Origin of the sequence: Gemmobacter lanyuensis, assembly GCF_014652355.1 — a bacterium.
Lineage (GTDB): Bacteria > Pseudomonadota > Alphaproteobacteria > Rhodobacterales > Rhodobacteraceae > Gemmobacter > Gemmobacter lanyuensis.
Genome location: NZ_BMYQ01000002.1, coordinates 321,815 through 337,465, shown reverse-complemented (window position 1 = coordinate 337,465; position 15,651 = coordinate 321,815). Strand labels below are relative to the sequence as shown.

12 protein-coding genes are annotated in these 15,651 nt (G+C 66.9%); 4 read left to right on the top strand and 8 right to left on the bottom strand.

Annotation, left to right across the window (positions count from 1 at the left end):
- The first annotated feature begins 16 nt into the window (after window positions 1-16).
- Entirely contained in the window at window positions 17-1,210 is a 1,194-nt protein-coding gene (locus IE101_RS06755; protein WP_189633050.1) for a glycosyltransferase, read from the top strand.
- On the top strand, window positions 1,207-1,980 hold the full coding sequence (locus IE101_RS06750; protein ID WP_189633049.1) for a glycosyltransferase family protein: 774 nt from the start codon (window positions 1,207-1,209) through the stop codon (window positions 1,978-1,980). Before IE101_RS06755 ends, IE101_RS06750 begins: the two co-directional genes overlap by 4 nt.
- On the opposite strand, the gene IE101_RS06745 is transcribed toward IE101_RS06750, so the two are convergent.
- The 6 genes from IE101_RS06745 to IE101_RS06720 are packed head-to-tail and all read right to left on the bottom strand — an operon-like array spanning window position 1,977 to window position 8,954.
- Window positions 1,977-2,804, bottom strand: coding sequence for a glycosyltransferase family 2 protein (locus IE101_RS06745; protein WP_189633048.1), 828 nt, complete (start codon window positions 2,802-2,804; stop codon window positions 1,977-1,979). The two genes, IE101_RS06750 and IE101_RS06745, sit on opposite strands and share 4 nt — an antisense overlap.
- Window positions 2,798-5,218 carry a hypothetical protein gene (locus tag IE101_RS06740; protein WP_189633047.1) on the bottom strand — a complete coding sequence of 807 codons (2,421 nt, stop codon included), beginning with the start codon at window positions 5,216-5,218 and terminating at the stop codon, window positions 2,798-2,800. The genes IE101_RS06745 and IE101_RS06740 overlap by 7 nt, the downstream gene beginning before the upstream one ends.
- 12 nt (window positions 5,219-5,230) lie before the next feature.
- On the bottom strand, window positions 5,231-6,142 hold the full coding sequence (locus tag IE101_RS06735) for a hypothetical protein (RefSeq protein WP_189633046.1): 912 nt from the start codon (window positions 6,140-6,142) through the stop codon (window positions 5,231-5,233).
- Window positions 6,143-6,172: 30 nt separating this feature from the next.
- Window positions 6,173-6,913 (bottom strand): SDR family NAD(P)-dependent oxidoreductase, encoded by a 741-nt coding sequence (locus tag IE101_RS06730; RefSeq protein ID WP_189633045.1) that lies wholly within the window; start codon window positions 6,911-6,913, stop codon window positions 6,173-6,175.
- A complete protein-coding gene (locus IE101_RS06725; protein WP_189633119.1) occupies window positions 6,910-7,662 on the bottom strand; it encodes a DUF1365 domain-containing protein in 753 nt (250 codons plus the stop codon). Before IE101_RS06725 ends, IE101_RS06730 begins: the two co-directional genes overlap by 4 nt.
- Entirely contained in the window at window positions 7,662-8,954 is a 1,293-nt protein-coding gene (locus IE101_RS06720) for an NAD(P)/FAD-dependent oxidoreductase (RefSeq protein WP_189633044.1), read from the bottom strand. The genes IE101_RS06725 and IE101_RS06720 overlap by 1 nt, the downstream gene beginning before the upstream one ends.
- A 120-nt stretch (window positions 8,955-9,074) precedes the next feature.
- Between IE101_RS06720 and IE101_RS06715 the strand changes: the two genes are divergently transcribed.
- Both IE101_RS06715 and IE101_RS06710 read left to right on the top strand, forming a co-directional pair.
- Window positions 9,075-9,716: a sigma-70 family RNA polymerase sigma factor gene (locus IE101_RS06715; RefSeq protein ID WP_373296072.1), complete on the top strand. Its 642-nt coding sequence runs from the start codon at window positions 9,075-9,077 to the stop codon at window positions 9,714-9,716.
- Window positions 9,717-9,730: 14 nt separating this feature from the next.
- Window positions 9,731-10,381, top strand: coding sequence for a ChrR family anti-sigma-E factor (locus IE101_RS06710; protein WP_189633042.1), 651 nt, complete (start codon window positions 9,731-9,733; stop codon window positions 10,379-10,381).
- A 59-nt stretch (window positions 10,382-10,440) separates the two neighbouring features.
- On the opposite strand, the gene IE101_RS06705 is transcribed toward IE101_RS06710, so the two are convergent.
- The gene (locus tag IE101_RS06705; RefSeq protein WP_189633041.1) at window positions 10,441-11,646 is read right to left on the bottom strand and encodes an aminopeptidase P family protein; all 1,206 of its coding nucleotides are present in this window, start codon (window positions 11,644-11,646) and stop codon (window positions 10,441-10,443) included.
- 238 nt (window positions 11,647-11,884) lie between these two features.
- The gene (locus tag IE101_RS06700) at window positions 11,885-15,637 is read right to left on the bottom strand and encodes a DNA translocase FtsK (RefSeq protein WP_229804045.1); all 3,753 of its coding nucleotides are present in this window, start codon (window positions 15,635-15,637) and stop codon (window positions 11,885-11,887) included.
- Window positions 15,638-15,651: the final 14 nt, after the last annotated feature.

The following is a 15,651-nucleotide window of genomic DNA, read 5'->3' as shown; positions in this document are numbered from 1 at the left end:
CGCGCCGGACCCGCCCGTGAAAATCGCTTATCTCGTCAACACCTATCCCCGTGCGTCGCATACCTTCATCCGGCGCGAGATCCACGCGTTGGAGCGGATCGGATTTTCCGTGCATCGCTTTGCCATGCGGTCGGATCGGCGCAGCCTGCGCGACCCCGAGGACAAGGCCGAGGATGAGCGCACCGAACATGTGCTGGAACGGGGCCGGGTGGTGCTGATCCTGCACGCGATGCTCTGGTATCTTACCCATCCGCTGCGGGCGCTGCGCGCGCTGCGTCTGGCGCTGCAGATGGGGCGGCGGGCGCGCACCACGAACAAGCATCTGATCTATCTGGCCGAAGCGGCCTGGCTGGCCCGCCGCTGCCGCGAGCTGGAAATTCGCCATGTCCACGCGCATTTCGGCACCAATTCGGCCACAGTCGCCTGCCTGTGTCATGCGCTCGGCGGGCCGCGCTGGTCCTTCACCGTGCATGGCCCCGAGGAATTTGATGCCCCGCGCGCCCTCTCGCTCGGCTCCAAGATCGCGCGGGCTGCCTTTACCGTCGCGGTATCAAGCTTCGGGCGCAGCCAGCTGTGGCGGTGGGCGCGGTTCGATGATCGCGGGCGCATCAAGGTGGTGCATTGCGGGATCGAGCCGCAGCGCTTTCCTGCCCCCGCGCCGCTGCCTGAAAAGCTGCGGCTGGTGGCGGTGGGGCGCTTCAGCGAACAGAAGGGCTTTTCCCTGCTGATCGAGGCCGTGGCCCGCGCCGCCCGCCAGCACCCCGGCCTGCGTCTGACGCTGGTGGGCGATGGCGAATTGCGCGGCGAGATCGAGGCGATGATCGAACAACAGACGCTGCGCCGCCACATCACCCTGACCGGCTGGCTGGATGAGGCCGGCGTGCGCGCGGAATTGCGTCAGGCACAGGCGCTGATCCTGCCTTCTTTCGCCGAGGGGCTGCCCATGGTGGTGATGGAGGCCATGGCGGCAGGCCGCCCGGTCATTGCCACCTCGATCGCCGGTCTGCCGGAACTGGTGACGCCCGAAACCGGCTGGCTGGTGCCCGCGGGCGATGCCGAGGCGCTGGCCAGCGCCATCGGCGCGCTGGCCGAAACGCCACTGCCGCGCCTGACCGAGATGGGCTTGGCGGGCCGCGCCCGCGTGCTGGCCCGGCACGATATTGACCGTGAGACGACAAAGCTCGCCCTGCTGATCCGGGGGCCATCGTGACAGATTTCGTTCTTGCCGTTGCCAGCAATTCTGAAGAGCTTTTGGACGCCAACCTGCGCCGGTCGCCGATGACGGCCCATGTGCCGCTGCATGTGGAATGGAACGCGCCCTCGGCCGCCGTGGCCTATAATCGCGCGCTGGATGCGACGACCGCGCCCGTGGTGATTTTCGCCCATCACGATGTCTATTTCCCCCGGGGGTGGGAGGATCTGCTGGCCCGGCGCATCGCCGATCTGCCTGCGGATTGGGCGGTGGTGTCGCCCTTTGGCGTCGGGCTGGATGGCGCGCATTTCGGGCCGGTCTGGTCGTCGTCGCTGGGGCAGATCGTGGGCCGCGTCGCCATGGCGCCGGTCCCGGTGCAAAGCTTTGATGAGATGGTCATCATCCTGCGCCGCGACAGCGGGCTGCGCTTTGATGGAACCCTGGCAGGCTGGCATTTCTACGGCACCGACATCGTCACGCAGGCCCGCGCGGCCGGGCGGGGCGCCTATGCAACCAGCCTTCCTTGCATCCACAATGACCGCTTTCACGAGGCGCTGGGGCCCGACTACGTCGCTTGCTACCGTGCGATGCAGCGCAAATGGGCGGGGCAGCTGCCGCTGCGCAGCCCCATCACCAAGATCAGCCGGTCAGGTCTGCATCTGCGCCGCGATCTGTGGCGCGCGCGGCGTTCGGCCGGGTTCCGCGCGGGCATGACGGTTGATACCGGCACCCCGGTGGAAGAGCTGGCCCGGCGCTGCGGCTGGCTTGACCTGCGCGGCAGCCTTTAGCGCCCGCGCGTCCAGCCCGTCCCACCCCGGCGCATCCGCACCGCGATGGAAACCGCCGCATAGGCGGCAAAGCCCAGCGGGTGCCGCAGCGCCCGTGCGATCAGCCCGGCGGGGGTCAAAGGTGCCTTGCCTTCGTTCAGCATCAGATCCGGGCGCAGGCGCAGAAGCTCTTGCACGCCTGCATCCTGCCTGCGGCGCACCCGGACAAGCGCCCGGAACCCCTCGATCATCGGCCAGCTGTAGGTCGCCGCAATCTGCACCCGTTCAGCAGGCCGGAAATGAATCCGTACGAAAGTGTCATCCGAGATGACCGGCGGAAAGGCCGCCCAGCGCGCCCGCCCCGCCGCATTGACGGCGAAAAGGCCAAACCCCGGCGCCACGCTGCGGACAAAGGGCAGCGTCTGCCAGAAGCGTGCATAGGCCCGGGTCACCGCACTGCGGGCACGGGCCACCACTGGCGTGCCGCTGGCATAAAGCGGCCCGGAAGCGGCCGCCAGCACGCCCGCCAGTTCGGCCATCAGGGCCGGGCTGACCAGCACATCGGCATCCAGATAGGCCCGCAGATCGCCGCGCGCCGCGGCATCACCCGCATTCAGCGCGCCGATCTTGCCACCGCGCGGCAGGTCCAGCACCTGCAGGCCCCAGCCCGCCGCCGCTGCCGCATCGGCATAGCCGCGGGCGATTGTCGCCGTAGCATCGGTGCAGCCATTCGCCACCACCACCACTTCGGCCCCGCCCGGCACCTTGTGGCCCGCAAACAGCGCCTGCAGGCAGGCGCCGATGTAATCAGCCTCATTCGAGGCGGGAAGGATCACGCTCAGCACGGGTCACACCCCCGTGCCAGAGCCTGCCAGCGCGGGTTGTCATCGCCCAAATGCCGCAACGCGCCCCAACTGCCCCATTTCGTCGGGCGATAAACATCGACGAAGGCGTTGAAGGGTGTATCGGCCACCTTGCCCCAAGCAGTCAGCAGGCGGCCATAAAGGGCCCCCATCTCGGGCGTGTAGTTCAGCGCCTGCAGGAAGGCGGTGATCTGGTCATCGTCCACCACCGGACCATAGCCCACGACATGGCTGCCGCCTTCATACATCATCAGCCGCAGGCCATTCGCGCGGGCCACCGCCTGATGATGCGGCCAGATCCGGGTGGTCAGATCCTGCAGCGTATCCTCGGGCAAGCCAGAGTGGCGGCCATCGAGCAATTCCTCGGCCGCTAGGATGATGGCCCCGGCATAGGGCTGCGCCGGATTGGCGGCGGCGCTGTCGCGCAGCCAGCCTTGCAGCATGGGGCGCTTTGCCTCGCTGCCCAGAAGGGCCGCGAAATAGCCGGTGACGGCATAGGCATCAAAGGCGGTTTTCGGCGCGGGGCGGCCTTCTGCCACCACAAGGGGCGCGTTCAGGATCGCATCCTCGGCCCCCGGCACCCCGGTTTGCGTGGCGACCACGCGGACCAGACGGTCACGCGCCTCGGGGCCGAAAACCTCGGCCCAGATGCCCGCCACTTCGGCCGCGCGCAGGGCGTAGAATTGCAGCCAGGTCCCCTCGGCGCCCCAACGGGCCTTGCCCTGCTCCTCGGCCCAGCGGGCTTGGGCGAATTGCCAGTTCCAGACCTCATTGGAAAACTCGACATGGGCGACGCGGCCCGGTTCCAGCAGATCGGCCACGGTTTCCGCATAAAAGCGCACCAGATCATCCGAGGCCAGATGCGGAAGGGTGAACCAGGGATCGGCATCCAGTTCATTCGCCAGCGCGACCATGATTTCGGGCGGCACACCCACGCGCGCCCAGGTGTAGTCATCGGGTTTGGGGCTATCTTCGATCCGCGCCAGCGGCGAATCATTCGTCATCATCCAGTCCATGAACCGGATCAGCCGCACTCCGCGCAGGCGGTTCAGCCAATCGGGGTTGAAGATCTGCCCCGCATCCAGCGCAGCCTGCCGGTCGGTGCGAACCAGCGTCATACCGCGGATCGGATCGGCCGGATCAATGGCGGCAAGGGTGATCAGCACTGCCCCTTCGCCGGGGGTATAGGCGAAGGAAAGCCCGCCCTCTTCGGGCCGGATATCCTGGGCGCGGCCCTCAAGCCGCACCTCCCCCGTGCCGCGCCAACGCAAGAGATAGCGCCCCGCCACCCCGCCTGCGTCGGTTGGCAGATCGGTCAGCACCAGCGTGGTGATGCCCCGCACCCCCGGCGGTAGCGCCTTGGGCCAGCCGCTGTCATCAAGCCAACCGCCCGCCGCCAGGGCCGCATGATCCATGCCCCCCCATTGGTCGCCCAGATGCGCGGTCCAGGGGCGGGCGGTCTTCATCACATCCAGAAAGGGCTGCTGCACGGACCAGTCATTGACGCCCGACAGGCCGAAGCCCAGTGACGGATTGGTGATGGGGGTCAGCGCGGCCTGCGGGGCGGGTGCGGCGGCGGGCGCGGGCGTCGCGCGGGCCGGGGTTTCCTGCACCGCTTGCCAGGCAATGCGTTGCAGCGCCCGCGCCAGATCGTCCGACACCACCGCATCGCGGCTTTGCCAGCGGCGCCCCAGCATGGGCGGCAACCCCTCGGGGCTTTGCCCGGTCAGCGCCGCCAGATGCACCATGGCCACCAGATAGGTGCCGCGCCCATTGGGGTGGATGTCATCGGTGAAAAGGTCCTCAATCCGGGTGATGCCCGGCAGATCGCCCGCCGCTGCGGCCTTTGCCGCCAGCGCCATGGCCTGCCCCGCCGGAATCAGCCGCACCGGAGGGGCCGCAGGCGGGCGGGCGGCATTGGCCGCCTCGGTCAGGCCTTGCCAGACCGGAAGGTCGGCCTGGACCCGATCGAGCCAAGGCACATCCCCGCCCGGATCATCCGGGATCGTCACCCCGGTGCCGGATTTCAGGCTGTGCCAGGTTTCGTAGATGAAAACCTGCGTCTCCGGGTTGCTCTGCCAGGCGAGGCCCGCCCAGGCCGCCACCTGCCCGGCGCTGTCGGCCCATTCCACCTGCCCCGCCAAGGGAATCGCCTCGGTCAGGATCAGCGCGTCCACCTTGCCCGTGGCCAGCGCCGCCTTGCCATCCACGCCCTCGGCCGTGGCCGCATTGTCCCACTGATATTTGAGAGAGGCGCCATTGATGATCTGCGCCTGCACCTCTGCGCCCGCGGCCCCGCGCAGGGCCAACCCCGCCTCGACCATGGGCGGCAGATTGGGGCCGACAAGGCTGTGCCCGATGAACAGAACCTCAGCCAGCAGGGCAACAAAGGACATGCGGCAAGCCTTTCAACCGGATACGCCGGTCAGAGCATAGCGGCTGACCACTTGCCAGACCACCTCTTGCATGATGCGCGCGGCCTCGGCAGTCGGCGCGGTGGCAGGCGTGCCATCGGCGCGGCGCAGCGCATGGGGCAGGCCCACAGGGCTTTGCCCCGTCAGGACGGCGGCATGGGTCAGCGCCACGACATAGGCGCCCAGATCGTTCAGATGGATCGGATCGGGCGACCCATCGGGCATCAGGCCAAAGAGATCGCGCCGCCCGCTCAGGCCCGGCACCTCGCCTGCCTCGATCCGCCGCACCAGCGCCGCCATGACTTGGCCGGCAGGGATCACATAAACCGTGCCGACATCCCTCTGCGCCATCGCGCGCCGCAAAAGCGCGCCCTCCCACAGATCGGGCAGATCGCGGTCCAGCCGCTCCAACCACCCCTGCGGATCATCCAGACGGTGCCAGCTTTCATACAGGTAAACCCGCACATCCGGCCGGGCGCCACGGGCGAGGCGCACCCAATCTGCCAGCGCGCGGGCGCTATCATGATACCGAATGGCATCGCGCAGCTCGACCATCTCGGTCAGCACGACGGCATCGTATTCGCCCGAGGCCAGCGCCTCTTGTGCGGGACGATAGGCGGGGGGGCGGTTTTCCTCGGCCAGACCGGGGACGGCGCCCTGCCAATGCTGGTTGAGCGAGGCGCCCCAGCCCAGCTGGCTGTGATAGCGGTGCCGCAGAAGCTGCGCCAGCATGGCGGGCATGTCGCGCCCCACAAGACTGTGGCCCAGATGATAGACGGCGGCGGGCGGTTGCGGCGGCAGCGGCTCGGTATAGCGGGCCGCAAAGGCCGCGGGCGAAAGCGTGCGCGCCGACCAAAGCCACCACAGGACGCCTATCCCCAACAGCAAAACCACCAGCCACCGCATCACACCCCCATGCCCCGCCGTTCCCGCGGTTCAGCGCGATTTCGGGGCGAAGAGGCGGTAATACAAGGCATCGGGCAGGAAATTTCCGCCCCGGAACAGCCATTGGAACGGCGTGGGGAAGCTGGCGGAAAAGCGGTTGCTCTCCATCAGGCGGAGCATATGGTCCGCCGCCGCGGTAGGCTCCATGATTTGCGGCATGGCGAAATCGTTCATGGCGGTCAGGCGCGTGCGGATGAAACCAGGGTTTGCAAGCTGCACCCGCACCCCCGTGCCGCGCAGATCGGCATGCAGCGTTTCCGCCAGCGACATGCAGCCCGCCTTGGACGCGCCATAGCCCACCGCCCCCGGCAGCCCCCGAAAGCCCGAGAGCGACCCGGTGATGACCAGATGCCCCTGCCCGCGCGCGACCATGCCGGGCAGCACTGCCCCGATCACCCGCGCGCAGCCGGTGAAGTTCACGTCGCACATCGCCTCGACCTGATCGGGGTTCCAGTCTTGCGCGCGCATGGGCCAATAGATGCCCGCCAGCCAGACCAGACCATCGACCGGCCCGACGGTTTCGGCCACGCGGCGCACATCCTCGCGCTTGGCCACGTCCATCGGCGCGATCTCGGCGCCCAGGGGGGCCGCGACCTCGGCCAGACGGTCAGCATTGCGGGCCGAAAGCACCAGCCGCGCGCCCCGGTCCGCCATGCCCTGCGCCAGAGCCGCGCCCAGCCCCTCTGACGCGCCGACCAGCCAGTATCGCTTGCCCTGCAGATGCGAGCTCATCGGCTCACCTCCTGCTCGGGCGGGGTGGGGCGATTGCGGAACCCCGCCCCCTTCAGAAACAGCCGCAGCGCCTGCCAATGGATCAACGCCAGCACCCGGCGCGACCCAAGGGGACGGCGCAGGCAAGCCCGCAGGATGCCCCCGGTGGTCAGCGGCCGACGGACACCGATGAGGTTGGTGAAAATACCGCCCCCCGCATGGCTATGGTCGATCCAGATCCCGATCCGATTGGGGCGCAGGTCGAAGCGAAATTCATACTCGCCCGCGATGGGCTGAAACGGCGAGACGTGAAAGATCTTGCGCGCCACGATCCGGTCAGCGGCCGTGATTGGCGCCAGATCCACGCGATGGCAGAGATAGGAATGGCGGTCGCCATAGGTATTCGTCACCTCGGCCACCACGATCTGCACCCCTTGATCACCATGGCAGAGCCAGAAGCTGACCGGGTTGAACACATGGCCCAGGACACGCGGCTGGGCCAGAAGCTCAATCCGCCGAGGGCTGGGCAGGCCGTGTTGGGCCAAGACCTCACGCAGCCAGGCCGCCCCGCGCCCCGCACCGGGCGGCCCGCCATGATCCACATCCCACAGCGACAGAAGATTGCCCCGGTTGCGAGAGAAAAGCCGCGGGGCGGCGGGCGGCTCCTCGGCATCCAGCAGCAGGTAATCGACCCCATAGCGGAAGGCGTTGGTCACGGCCCCCTTGCGGCCGTGGAAGGTCTGCCCCGCGATGTGATCGACCCCCGCCATCATGCCGCCGCCTGCTGCCGGTTGCGGCTGGCCATCGCCTCGACAACCTCGACAGCGCTGGCGATGCCATCCTCGTGAAAACCGTTCCGCATCCAGGCGCCACAGAACCAGGTATCGCGGGTGCCGTTCATCGCGCGGATCGCGCGCTGTGCCGCCAGAGCCTCAAGGTCAAAGACCGGGTGGCGGAAGGTCACGCTGTCATAGATCAACTCCTCGCGCAGCGGGGCGGCGGGGTTCAGTGTCACAAACAGCGGGTCTTCCTCGGGGATGCCCTGCAGCGAATTCATCCAATAGGTCAGCGAGACGCGATCCGTCATGGGCAGTTGCGATTCGACATAGACCCAGCTTGACCAACATTTGCGCCGCTTGGGCATGGCCGACGGATCGCAATGCAGGATGGCCTCATTCGGCTGATAGCCCACGGCCTCCAGTGCTGCGCGCTCTTCCGGCGTGGGGTCGGCAAGGCAGCGCAGCGCATCATCGGAATGCAGCGCGAAGACCACCTCATCAAAGCTTTCCCAGTCCCCGCCATAGGCGCGGACCTGCGGGCCTTCGGACCGACGCACACCGGCCACCCCGGCCCCAAGGCGCAGTTGGACGCCGCGCGCCTCAAGCCCGGCCTGCAGCCGACGGACATATTCGACCGACCCGCCATCGACCGTATACCACTGGTGATGCCCCGAGGTATTCATGAGCTTGTGGTTGCGGAAAAAAGTAATCAGCGCATGGGCCGGAAAATCGAGAATATCTGCCGCAGGGGTTGACCAGATCGCCCCCGAAAAGGGCAGCAGATAACGGTCACGGAACCAGGCGCCCGTCCCCAGTTCCCGCAGGAATTCGCGGATCGTCATGCCCGGATATTTCAACGCGCGTTCGGCATTGGCGTTGAAATGCAGAATATCACGCAGCATCCGCAAGAAGCGCGGATCCATCCCGCGCCAGCGTTGCGCAAACAGCGTATCGAGACTGGCCAGAGCATATTCCATCCGCCCGCCCCCGAACGAGGCACCAAAGCTCATGTTGCTGGGTTTGGTCGGCACGCGCAGGTCATCAAAAAGCCGCGTCAGATGCGGATAGTTTTCATTGTTGAAGACGATGAAACCTGTATCGACCGGCTGGTCGCCCCGCTTGCCCGCCACCACGGTCCGGGCATGGCCACCAAGGCGCTGCGCGGCCTCGAACAGCGTGACCTCGGCCTGATCGGCCAGAAAATGCGCGGCGGCCATCCCCGAGATCCCCCCACCGATCACGGCAACACGGCGACGCGGGGCGGGCGGCATTTCAAAGGGCATGGGGTGTCCTGTCTGGCTACGCATTTTCAACGGATACGCGGCAGGGCGCCGACCGGATCACCCGCCATAAAAAGCACGTCGCCCTGTGATCCGAAAGGGAATTGCGCGCGTATCACCGCCATGATGATCGCTCACACAACCTCTATTTTTCCGGATGCACAGCTTCTGCGCCGCCCCTATGCTGCGCGGCAGGCCGGATTGCGAAAGGGCGTCGAGAGCGTGACAACGACAGCAGAAGAAGACTGGACGGCACTTCTGCTTGCGGTGCGCGATCGACAGGACCGGACGGCCTTTGCCGCGCTGTTCCGACACTATGCCCCGCGCGTCAAAGGGTTTCTGATGAAATCCGGCGCCGCCGAGGCGCTTGCCGAGGAATGCATGCAGGACGTGATGGCCACCCTTTGGCAAAAGGCCCATCTTTACGATCCCGAACGCGCAAGCGTGACGACCTGGGTCTTCACCATCGCGCGGAACCGGCGGATCGACGCCCTGCGCCGCGCCGCACGCCCCGAGCCCGAGGATCTGCCCTGGGGCCCCGAGGCGGAACCCGACCAGCAGGCGGCGCTTGAACTGGCACAGGATACCGAACGGCTTGGGGCGGCGCTGTCCACCCTGCCCGAAACCCAGCGCAGCTTGATTGAAAAGGCCTATTTCGGGGACCTGACCCATACTGAGATCGCGGCAGAAACCGGGCTGCCGCTTGGAACGATCAAATCACGGCTGCGGCTGGCACTTGACCGGCTGCGGGCGCAGATGAAGTGATGAAGGCAAGACCGATGTCGACGATCCGCCACCACCTGAACGACAGCCTCTTGATGGCCTATGCCGCGGGTAGCCTGCCCGAAGCCTTCAATCTTGTCGTCGCCACACATCTGTCGATGTGCGATGACTGCCGCGCCCGCGCCGGGGCCTTTGATGCCGTGGGGGCGACGGTGCTGGATGGCTGTTCGGCCAGCGTGTCGGACAGCAGCCTGGATGATTGCCTCGCCCGCATCGACAGCCTGCCCATGACCCCGCGCACGGCGCAGCGGCCCGCCCCACGCCGCAGCGTTCTGCCAACGCCTTTGCAGGATTACATCGGCGGCGATCTGGAATCGGTGAAGTGGCGCCCGCTGGGCATGGGCGTGCGGCAGGCGATCCTGCCGACCTCGGCCGGGGCGCGGGCGCGGCTGCTTTACATCCCCGGGGGGCAGGCGGTGCCGGATCACGGCCACCGCGGGACGGAACTGACGCTGGTGCTGCAAGGTGCCTTCCGCGACGCGACCGACCGGTTCGGCCCAGGCGATGTGGAAATCGCCAATGAAGAGCTGGAACATACCCCCACCGCCGAAGCAGGCCCGCCCTGCATCTGCTTGGCCGCGACTGACGCGCCACTGCGGTTCAACAGCATGATGCCACGGCTGTTACAGCCGCTGTTCCGGATCTGAGATGGAAAAAGGGCAGGCCGCGCGGCCTGCCCTTTCCCGTTTCACCCTGTCCCGAAGGATCAGCCCACGACGTTGAATTCCGGGCCGTAGGGATATTTGGTGATGTCTTCGTTGCCATCCTCGGTGATGAAGAGGATGTCATGTTCGCGGTAGCCACCGGCGCCCGGCTGGCCTTCGGCGATGGTCAGCATCGGCTCCATCGAGATCACCATGCCCGGCTCCAGCACGGTGTCGATGTCTTCGCGCAGTTCCAGACCGGCTTCACGGCCATAGTAGTGCGACAGCACGCCGAACGAGTGGCCATAGCCGAAGGTGCGGTATTGCAGCAGCTGGCGCTCTTCGAAGAAGGCGTTGATCTTGGCGGTGATTTCCGCGCAAGAGGCGCCGGGCTTCAGCAGCGACATGCCATATTCATGGGCCGCGACGTTGGCTTCCCAGATCTTCAGGCTGGCCGCATCGACCTCTTTCACGAACATCGTCCGTTCCAAGGCGGTGTAATAGCCCGAGATCATCGGGAAGGTGTTCAGCGACAGGATGTCGCCGCGCTGCAGTTGGCGGGCGGTGACGGGGTTATGCGCGCCGTCGGTGTTGATGCCCGACTGGAACCAGACCCAGGTGTCGCGGTATTCGGCATCGGGGAAGCGCTTGGCGATTTCCAGTTCCATCGCATCGCGGCCGGCCATGGCGATATCAATCTCGCGCGCGCCTTCCTTCACGGCATCACGGATGGCAAAGCCGCCCACATCGGCCACGGCGGCGCCGTGACGGATGATTTCCAGCTCGGCCGCCGATTTCATCATGCGCTGGCGCATGGTGGCCGGGGCGATGTCAACGGTTTTGGAGGGCGACAGGAAGCCGCGCAGCTTGTCCGATTGCAGCAGCGTCAGGTGGTCGCCTTCATAACCGATCACCTTGCCCGAGCCGGTCACCGACAGGATCGCACGCCAGTAGTTGTCGCGCTGCCAGTCGGTATAGGTGATGTTGTCACCATGGCAACGGCGCCAGGGCTGGGCGGCGTCGATACCGGCGCTGATGGTCACGCTTTCGGTGTTGGTCACCACAAGGCCATAGGGCCGCCCGAACGAGCAGTAGAGGAAGCCCGAGTAATAGGCGATGTTATGCATCGAGGTGAAGACGCAGGCATCGACCCCTTCGGCGGCCATGCTCTTGCGCAGGCCGGCCAGACGCGCGTCATATTCCGACGCGGCAAAGGGAAGAACGCGGTCGCCCTGATGGAAGCGATACATTTGCGGACGTTCAGTCATGTCAGACCTCTATCAAGGGATCTGGCATATGCATGACCAAGACCCCGAAAGGTCCCGGCGTACAGGACTTTGGCAGATTTACTGCAAGCGGCAGGTCCGATTCGGACCTTTGTGACGACGCCATCGTCACGGCTCAGGTGAAATGATGTCAGATCGCGGGGCGTCTGGCAAGCGGCCTGTAGGGGGTGCAATCGAAAAGGCCCGCCACGAGGGCGGGCCTTGCAATCGGCGGGTGAGATTACGCCTCGGGGATCAGGATTTCGCGCTTGCCCACATGGTTGGCTGCGGTGACGACCCCCTGCTCCTCCATCTGCTCGACCAGACGTGCGGCCTTGTTATAGCCGATGCCCAGCTTGCGCTGGATATAGCTGGTCGAACATTTCCGGTCCTTGGCCACGATCGCCACGGCCTGATCGTAAAGCGCATCCTCGCCATCGGTATTGCCGCCGGTGTTCAGGCCCAGCACGGCATCAATATCGCTGGCGACATCATCCTCGGGGCCTTCGACCACACCCGACATATACTGCGGCGGCCCGAAGGATTTCAGGTGGTTCACGATCTCTTCGACCTCTTCGTCGCTGACGAAGGGGCCATGGATCCGGGTGATGCGCGCGCCATTGCCCATATAGAGCATGTCACCCATGCCCAGCAGCTGTTCGGCGCCCTGTTCGCCCAGGATGGTGCGGCTGTCGATCTTCGAGGTGACCTGGAAGGAAATCCGCGTCGGGAAGTTCGCCTTGATCGTGCCGGTGATCACATCGACCGAAGGCCGCTGCGTCGCCATGATCAGGTGGATGCCGCTGGCCCGCGCCATTTGTGCAAGGCGCTGGATGCAGGCTTCGATCTCTTTCCCGGCGACCATCATCAGGTCGGCCATCTCGTCCACGATCACCACGATATAGGGGATCGCGACGGGCTGGAATTCCTCGGTTTCGAAAACCGGCTCGCCGGTGTCCTCGTCAAAGCCGGTCTGGATGGTGCGCTTGAACATCTCGCCATTGGCGATGGCCTCGCGCACGCGGCCGTTGTAGCCGTCGATGTTGCGGACCCCCATCTTCGACATCTTGCGATAGCGCTCTTCCATCTCGCCCACGACCCATTTCAGGGCGACGACGGCCTTCTTCGGGTCCGTCACCACGGGCGACAGAAGATGCGGGATCCCGTCATAGACCGAGAGTTCGAGCATCTTCGGGTCGATCATGATCAGGCGGCATTCCTCGGGCGTCAGCTTGTAGAGCAGCGAGAGGATCATGGTGTTGATCGCCACCGACTTGCCCGACCCCGTGGTCCCCGCGATCAGCAGGTGGGGCATCTTGGCAAGGTTCGCGACCACCGGGTCGCCGCCGATATCCTTGCCAAGCGCGAGCGGCAGGCGCATGGCGCTGTCGCCGAATTCGCGGGCCGACAGGATTTCGCGCAGCACCACCTTTTCGCGCTGTGCGTTGGGCAGTTCGATCCCGATCACGCTGCGCCCCGGCACGGTGGACACCCGCGCCGACAGGGCCGACATGCTGCGCGCGATGTCATCCGCAAGGCCGATCACGCGGCTGGCCTTCAAACCCGGCGCCGGTTCGAGTTCATACATCGTCACCACAGGACCGGGCCGGACGCTGACGATTTCGCCCTTCACGCCGTAATCGTCCAGCACGCTTTCCAGCATGCGGGCGTTTTCCTCCAGCGCCTCATCCGACAGCGAATGGCGCTGGATGGTCGAGGGCGAGGACAGCAGCGAAAGCGGCGGCAGTTCATAGTCCGGCTGCACCTGATCTTCGAACCGCAGGCGGGGCTGGGCTTCGGCGACGGCGCGGGTTGACGGCGCGACGGGCTTTTTCGCCGGATGCTGCACCACACCGCGCTTCACCTCGGGCGCGATCAGCGGCGCGGCAATGCGGGGCGCGGCCGCCGGGGTATCATGGCGCGAGGGCGCGAGCCGCAGCGGCGCGGTATTGGCGGGCGCATGGACCGCCGGGACAACCGGGGTCGGGTCGAAGTCGGGTTCGTAATTGTCGTCCGGCAACCAGTCGCCAGCCTCTGGCGGCAGATCGTCAAAGTTGTCTTCGCCTGCGGCAATGCGATCGAAGGCGCGGTCGAAATCATCCTCGACCTGCCAGTCTTCCTGCACCGGCTCGGGCGCCACGAAACGCGCGGGCTGCGGGGCAGGGATGGGCGCAACACCGGGCGCGGGCGCAGGCGCGCGCAACAGCGGGGCGGGGCGGGCAGGCGCGATTTCTTCGGGTTGCGGATGGAAGGCGGCCGGTTCGGCGCGGCGGGTCAGCGGGGCCGCCCCACCCGGGCGGGACAGCGGCGCCGGCGTTTCGGCACGGACGGCGCCAGCCATGCGGGGGGCGGGGGCTGCGGCACGGGCCGCCCCGGCGCGGATTGCCGCCGCAACGGCAGCAGCCGCGGCAGCAGCGGCCGGGGTCTGCGCCGCCACGCGGGCAGCAGCGGCAGGCGCAGCCGAAGGCGCGGTAGACAGGTCCGGCATCGTCGGCGCAGGTTCTGCCATCAGCACAGGGGCCACGGGGGCCGGCGCAACGGGCGGGGCGGGGCGCGCAAACGCGGGCGCCGCAGCCTGATGTTCGGCCAGTTGGGCCTGTGCCGCCGCCGCACGCGCCGCGGCCGAGGCAACTGCCGCCGATACCGCATTCATCGGCCCGGTTGCCGCTGCATTTGCGGGGGCCGCGACCAACGGCGGTTCAACCCGCGTCACACCGCCCAGACCGCGCTTCGACAGCGCAGGTTCCCGCCGCGCGATGGCGGCCTGCAGCGGCGTCATATGCGGCTGCGGGGCAGCCGCGCCCATGCCATGCCGCACGCGACTGCGGATCACATCCGAGATACGGGCCTTGATACGGTCTTCGGGCGGCAGATCGCTGGGCATTTCGGGGTCTTCGAACATCGGCAGGGGGGGAAGTTCGGGTTCGGGGGCGCGGCGGAAACGGCTGAGGAATCCTTCCTTCTTGCGCGAGGGCGGGGCCATCATCGGCGCGGGCGCGTAAAGACCCGCGTCGGGGCGGCGGGCCATCGGCGGCGCCGCCATGACGGGCATCGGCGCGGGCATCGGCTCAAACAGGGCGTCGTCGCCCTCGGGCAGGTAATCGGCGTAGGGATCCGCCTCGGGCATCAGCGGCAGCTCAGGCTCAGCCCCGGCGCGGATCACGCGGTTGCGCCGGGCTGCCGCGGCTGCGGCCACCGCCATGGGCGGCGCCGTCGGAACGGCCATGGGTTGCGGCGGCGCCAGATTGACCGGCGCGAAGCGATGCGCCTCTGGCTGCGAGGTGCGGAGCGCCTGGGCATCCGCCTTGCGCTGGCGCTGACGTTCCTGCATGGCCGAAGCCGCATTCAGCGCCCCCGCCGTGCCCTGCCCTGCCCATTCCATGATCTGCGAATAGGTCAGCACCGACCCGACCGCGAGGAAATGCCGGATCACCTGCAATTCCTCAAGATCAAAGCCGGTGACGAACAGCATCATGGCCAGCAGCGCCAGCCCCATGATCAGCGACAGCAGCTTCAGCCCGAAGGTCGCCTTGACCGGCGCCACGCCCAGCATCGCGCCCAGCACGGTATCGCCGAAAAGGCCCCCCAGCCCGAAGGAATGCGCCCAGCCATCGCCCGGCACATGCGTCGCCGCAAAGACCGAGGCCATCGCCACCGCGATCAGCGCAAAGACCACGCGCCCTACGGCCCGTTCGGCCCCGCGATGCAGCAGGAAGCGCGCACCCCAAGCCAGCAGGATGGTGGGAATGGCCCAAGCCCCGCGCCCGGTGATGATCATCAGCGTCGATGCGACCGAAGCCCCCAGACGCCCCAGCCAGTTGTTCACCGGCTGATCCGAGGCGACCATCCAGCCCGGATCCTCGGGCGAATAGGACAGCAGCATGACCGCAAAGAGCAGCGCGGCAAAGCACAGCGCAAGCCCGATCAGCTCACGCGCGCGGCGTTCCAGCACGGCCTGGGTCGAGGGGTCTACAAGCGGATCACGTTGACGCATCTGATACAGGGCCA

Excerpts from the sequence above, each read along its gene's own strand:
- IE101_RS06720 (WP_189633044.1), bottom strand. The coding sequence starts at position 8,954 with ATGCCCTTTGAAATGCCGCCCGCCCCGCGTCGCCGTGTTGCCGTGATC.
- IE101_RS06735 (WP_189633046.1), bottom strand. The coding sequence starts at position 6,142 with ATGCGGTGGCTGGTGGTTTTGCTGTTGGGGATAGGCGTCCTGTGGTGG.
- IE101_RS06730 (WP_189633045.1), bottom strand. The coding sequence starts at position 6,913 with ATGAGCTCGCATCTGCAGGGCAAGCGATACTGGCTGGTCGGCGCGTCA.
- IE101_RS06715 (WP_373296072.1), top strand. The coding sequence starts at position 9,075 with ATGATGATCGCTCACACAACCTCTATTTTTCCGGATGCACAGCTTCTG.
- IE101_RS06700 (WP_229804045.1), bottom strand. The coding sequence starts at position 15,637 with ATGCGTCAACGTGATCCGCTTGTAGACCCCTCGACCCAGGCCGTGCTG.
- IE101_RS06740 (WP_189633047.1), bottom strand. The coding sequence starts at position 5,218 with ATGTCCTTTGTTGCCCTGCTGGCTGAGGTTCTGTTCATCGGGCACAGC.
- IE101_RS06705 (WP_189633041.1), bottom strand. The coding sequence starts at position 11,646 with ATGACTGAACGTCCGCAAATGTATCGCTTCCATCAGGGCGACCGCGTT.
- IE101_RS06710 (WP_189633042.1), top strand. The coding sequence starts at position 9,731 with ATGTCGACGATCCGCCACCACCTGAACGACAGCCTCTTGATGGCCTAT.
- IE101_RS06725 (WP_189633119.1), bottom strand. The coding sequence starts at position 7,662 with ATGGCGGGGGTCGATCACATCGCGGGGCAGACCTTCCACGGCCGCAAG.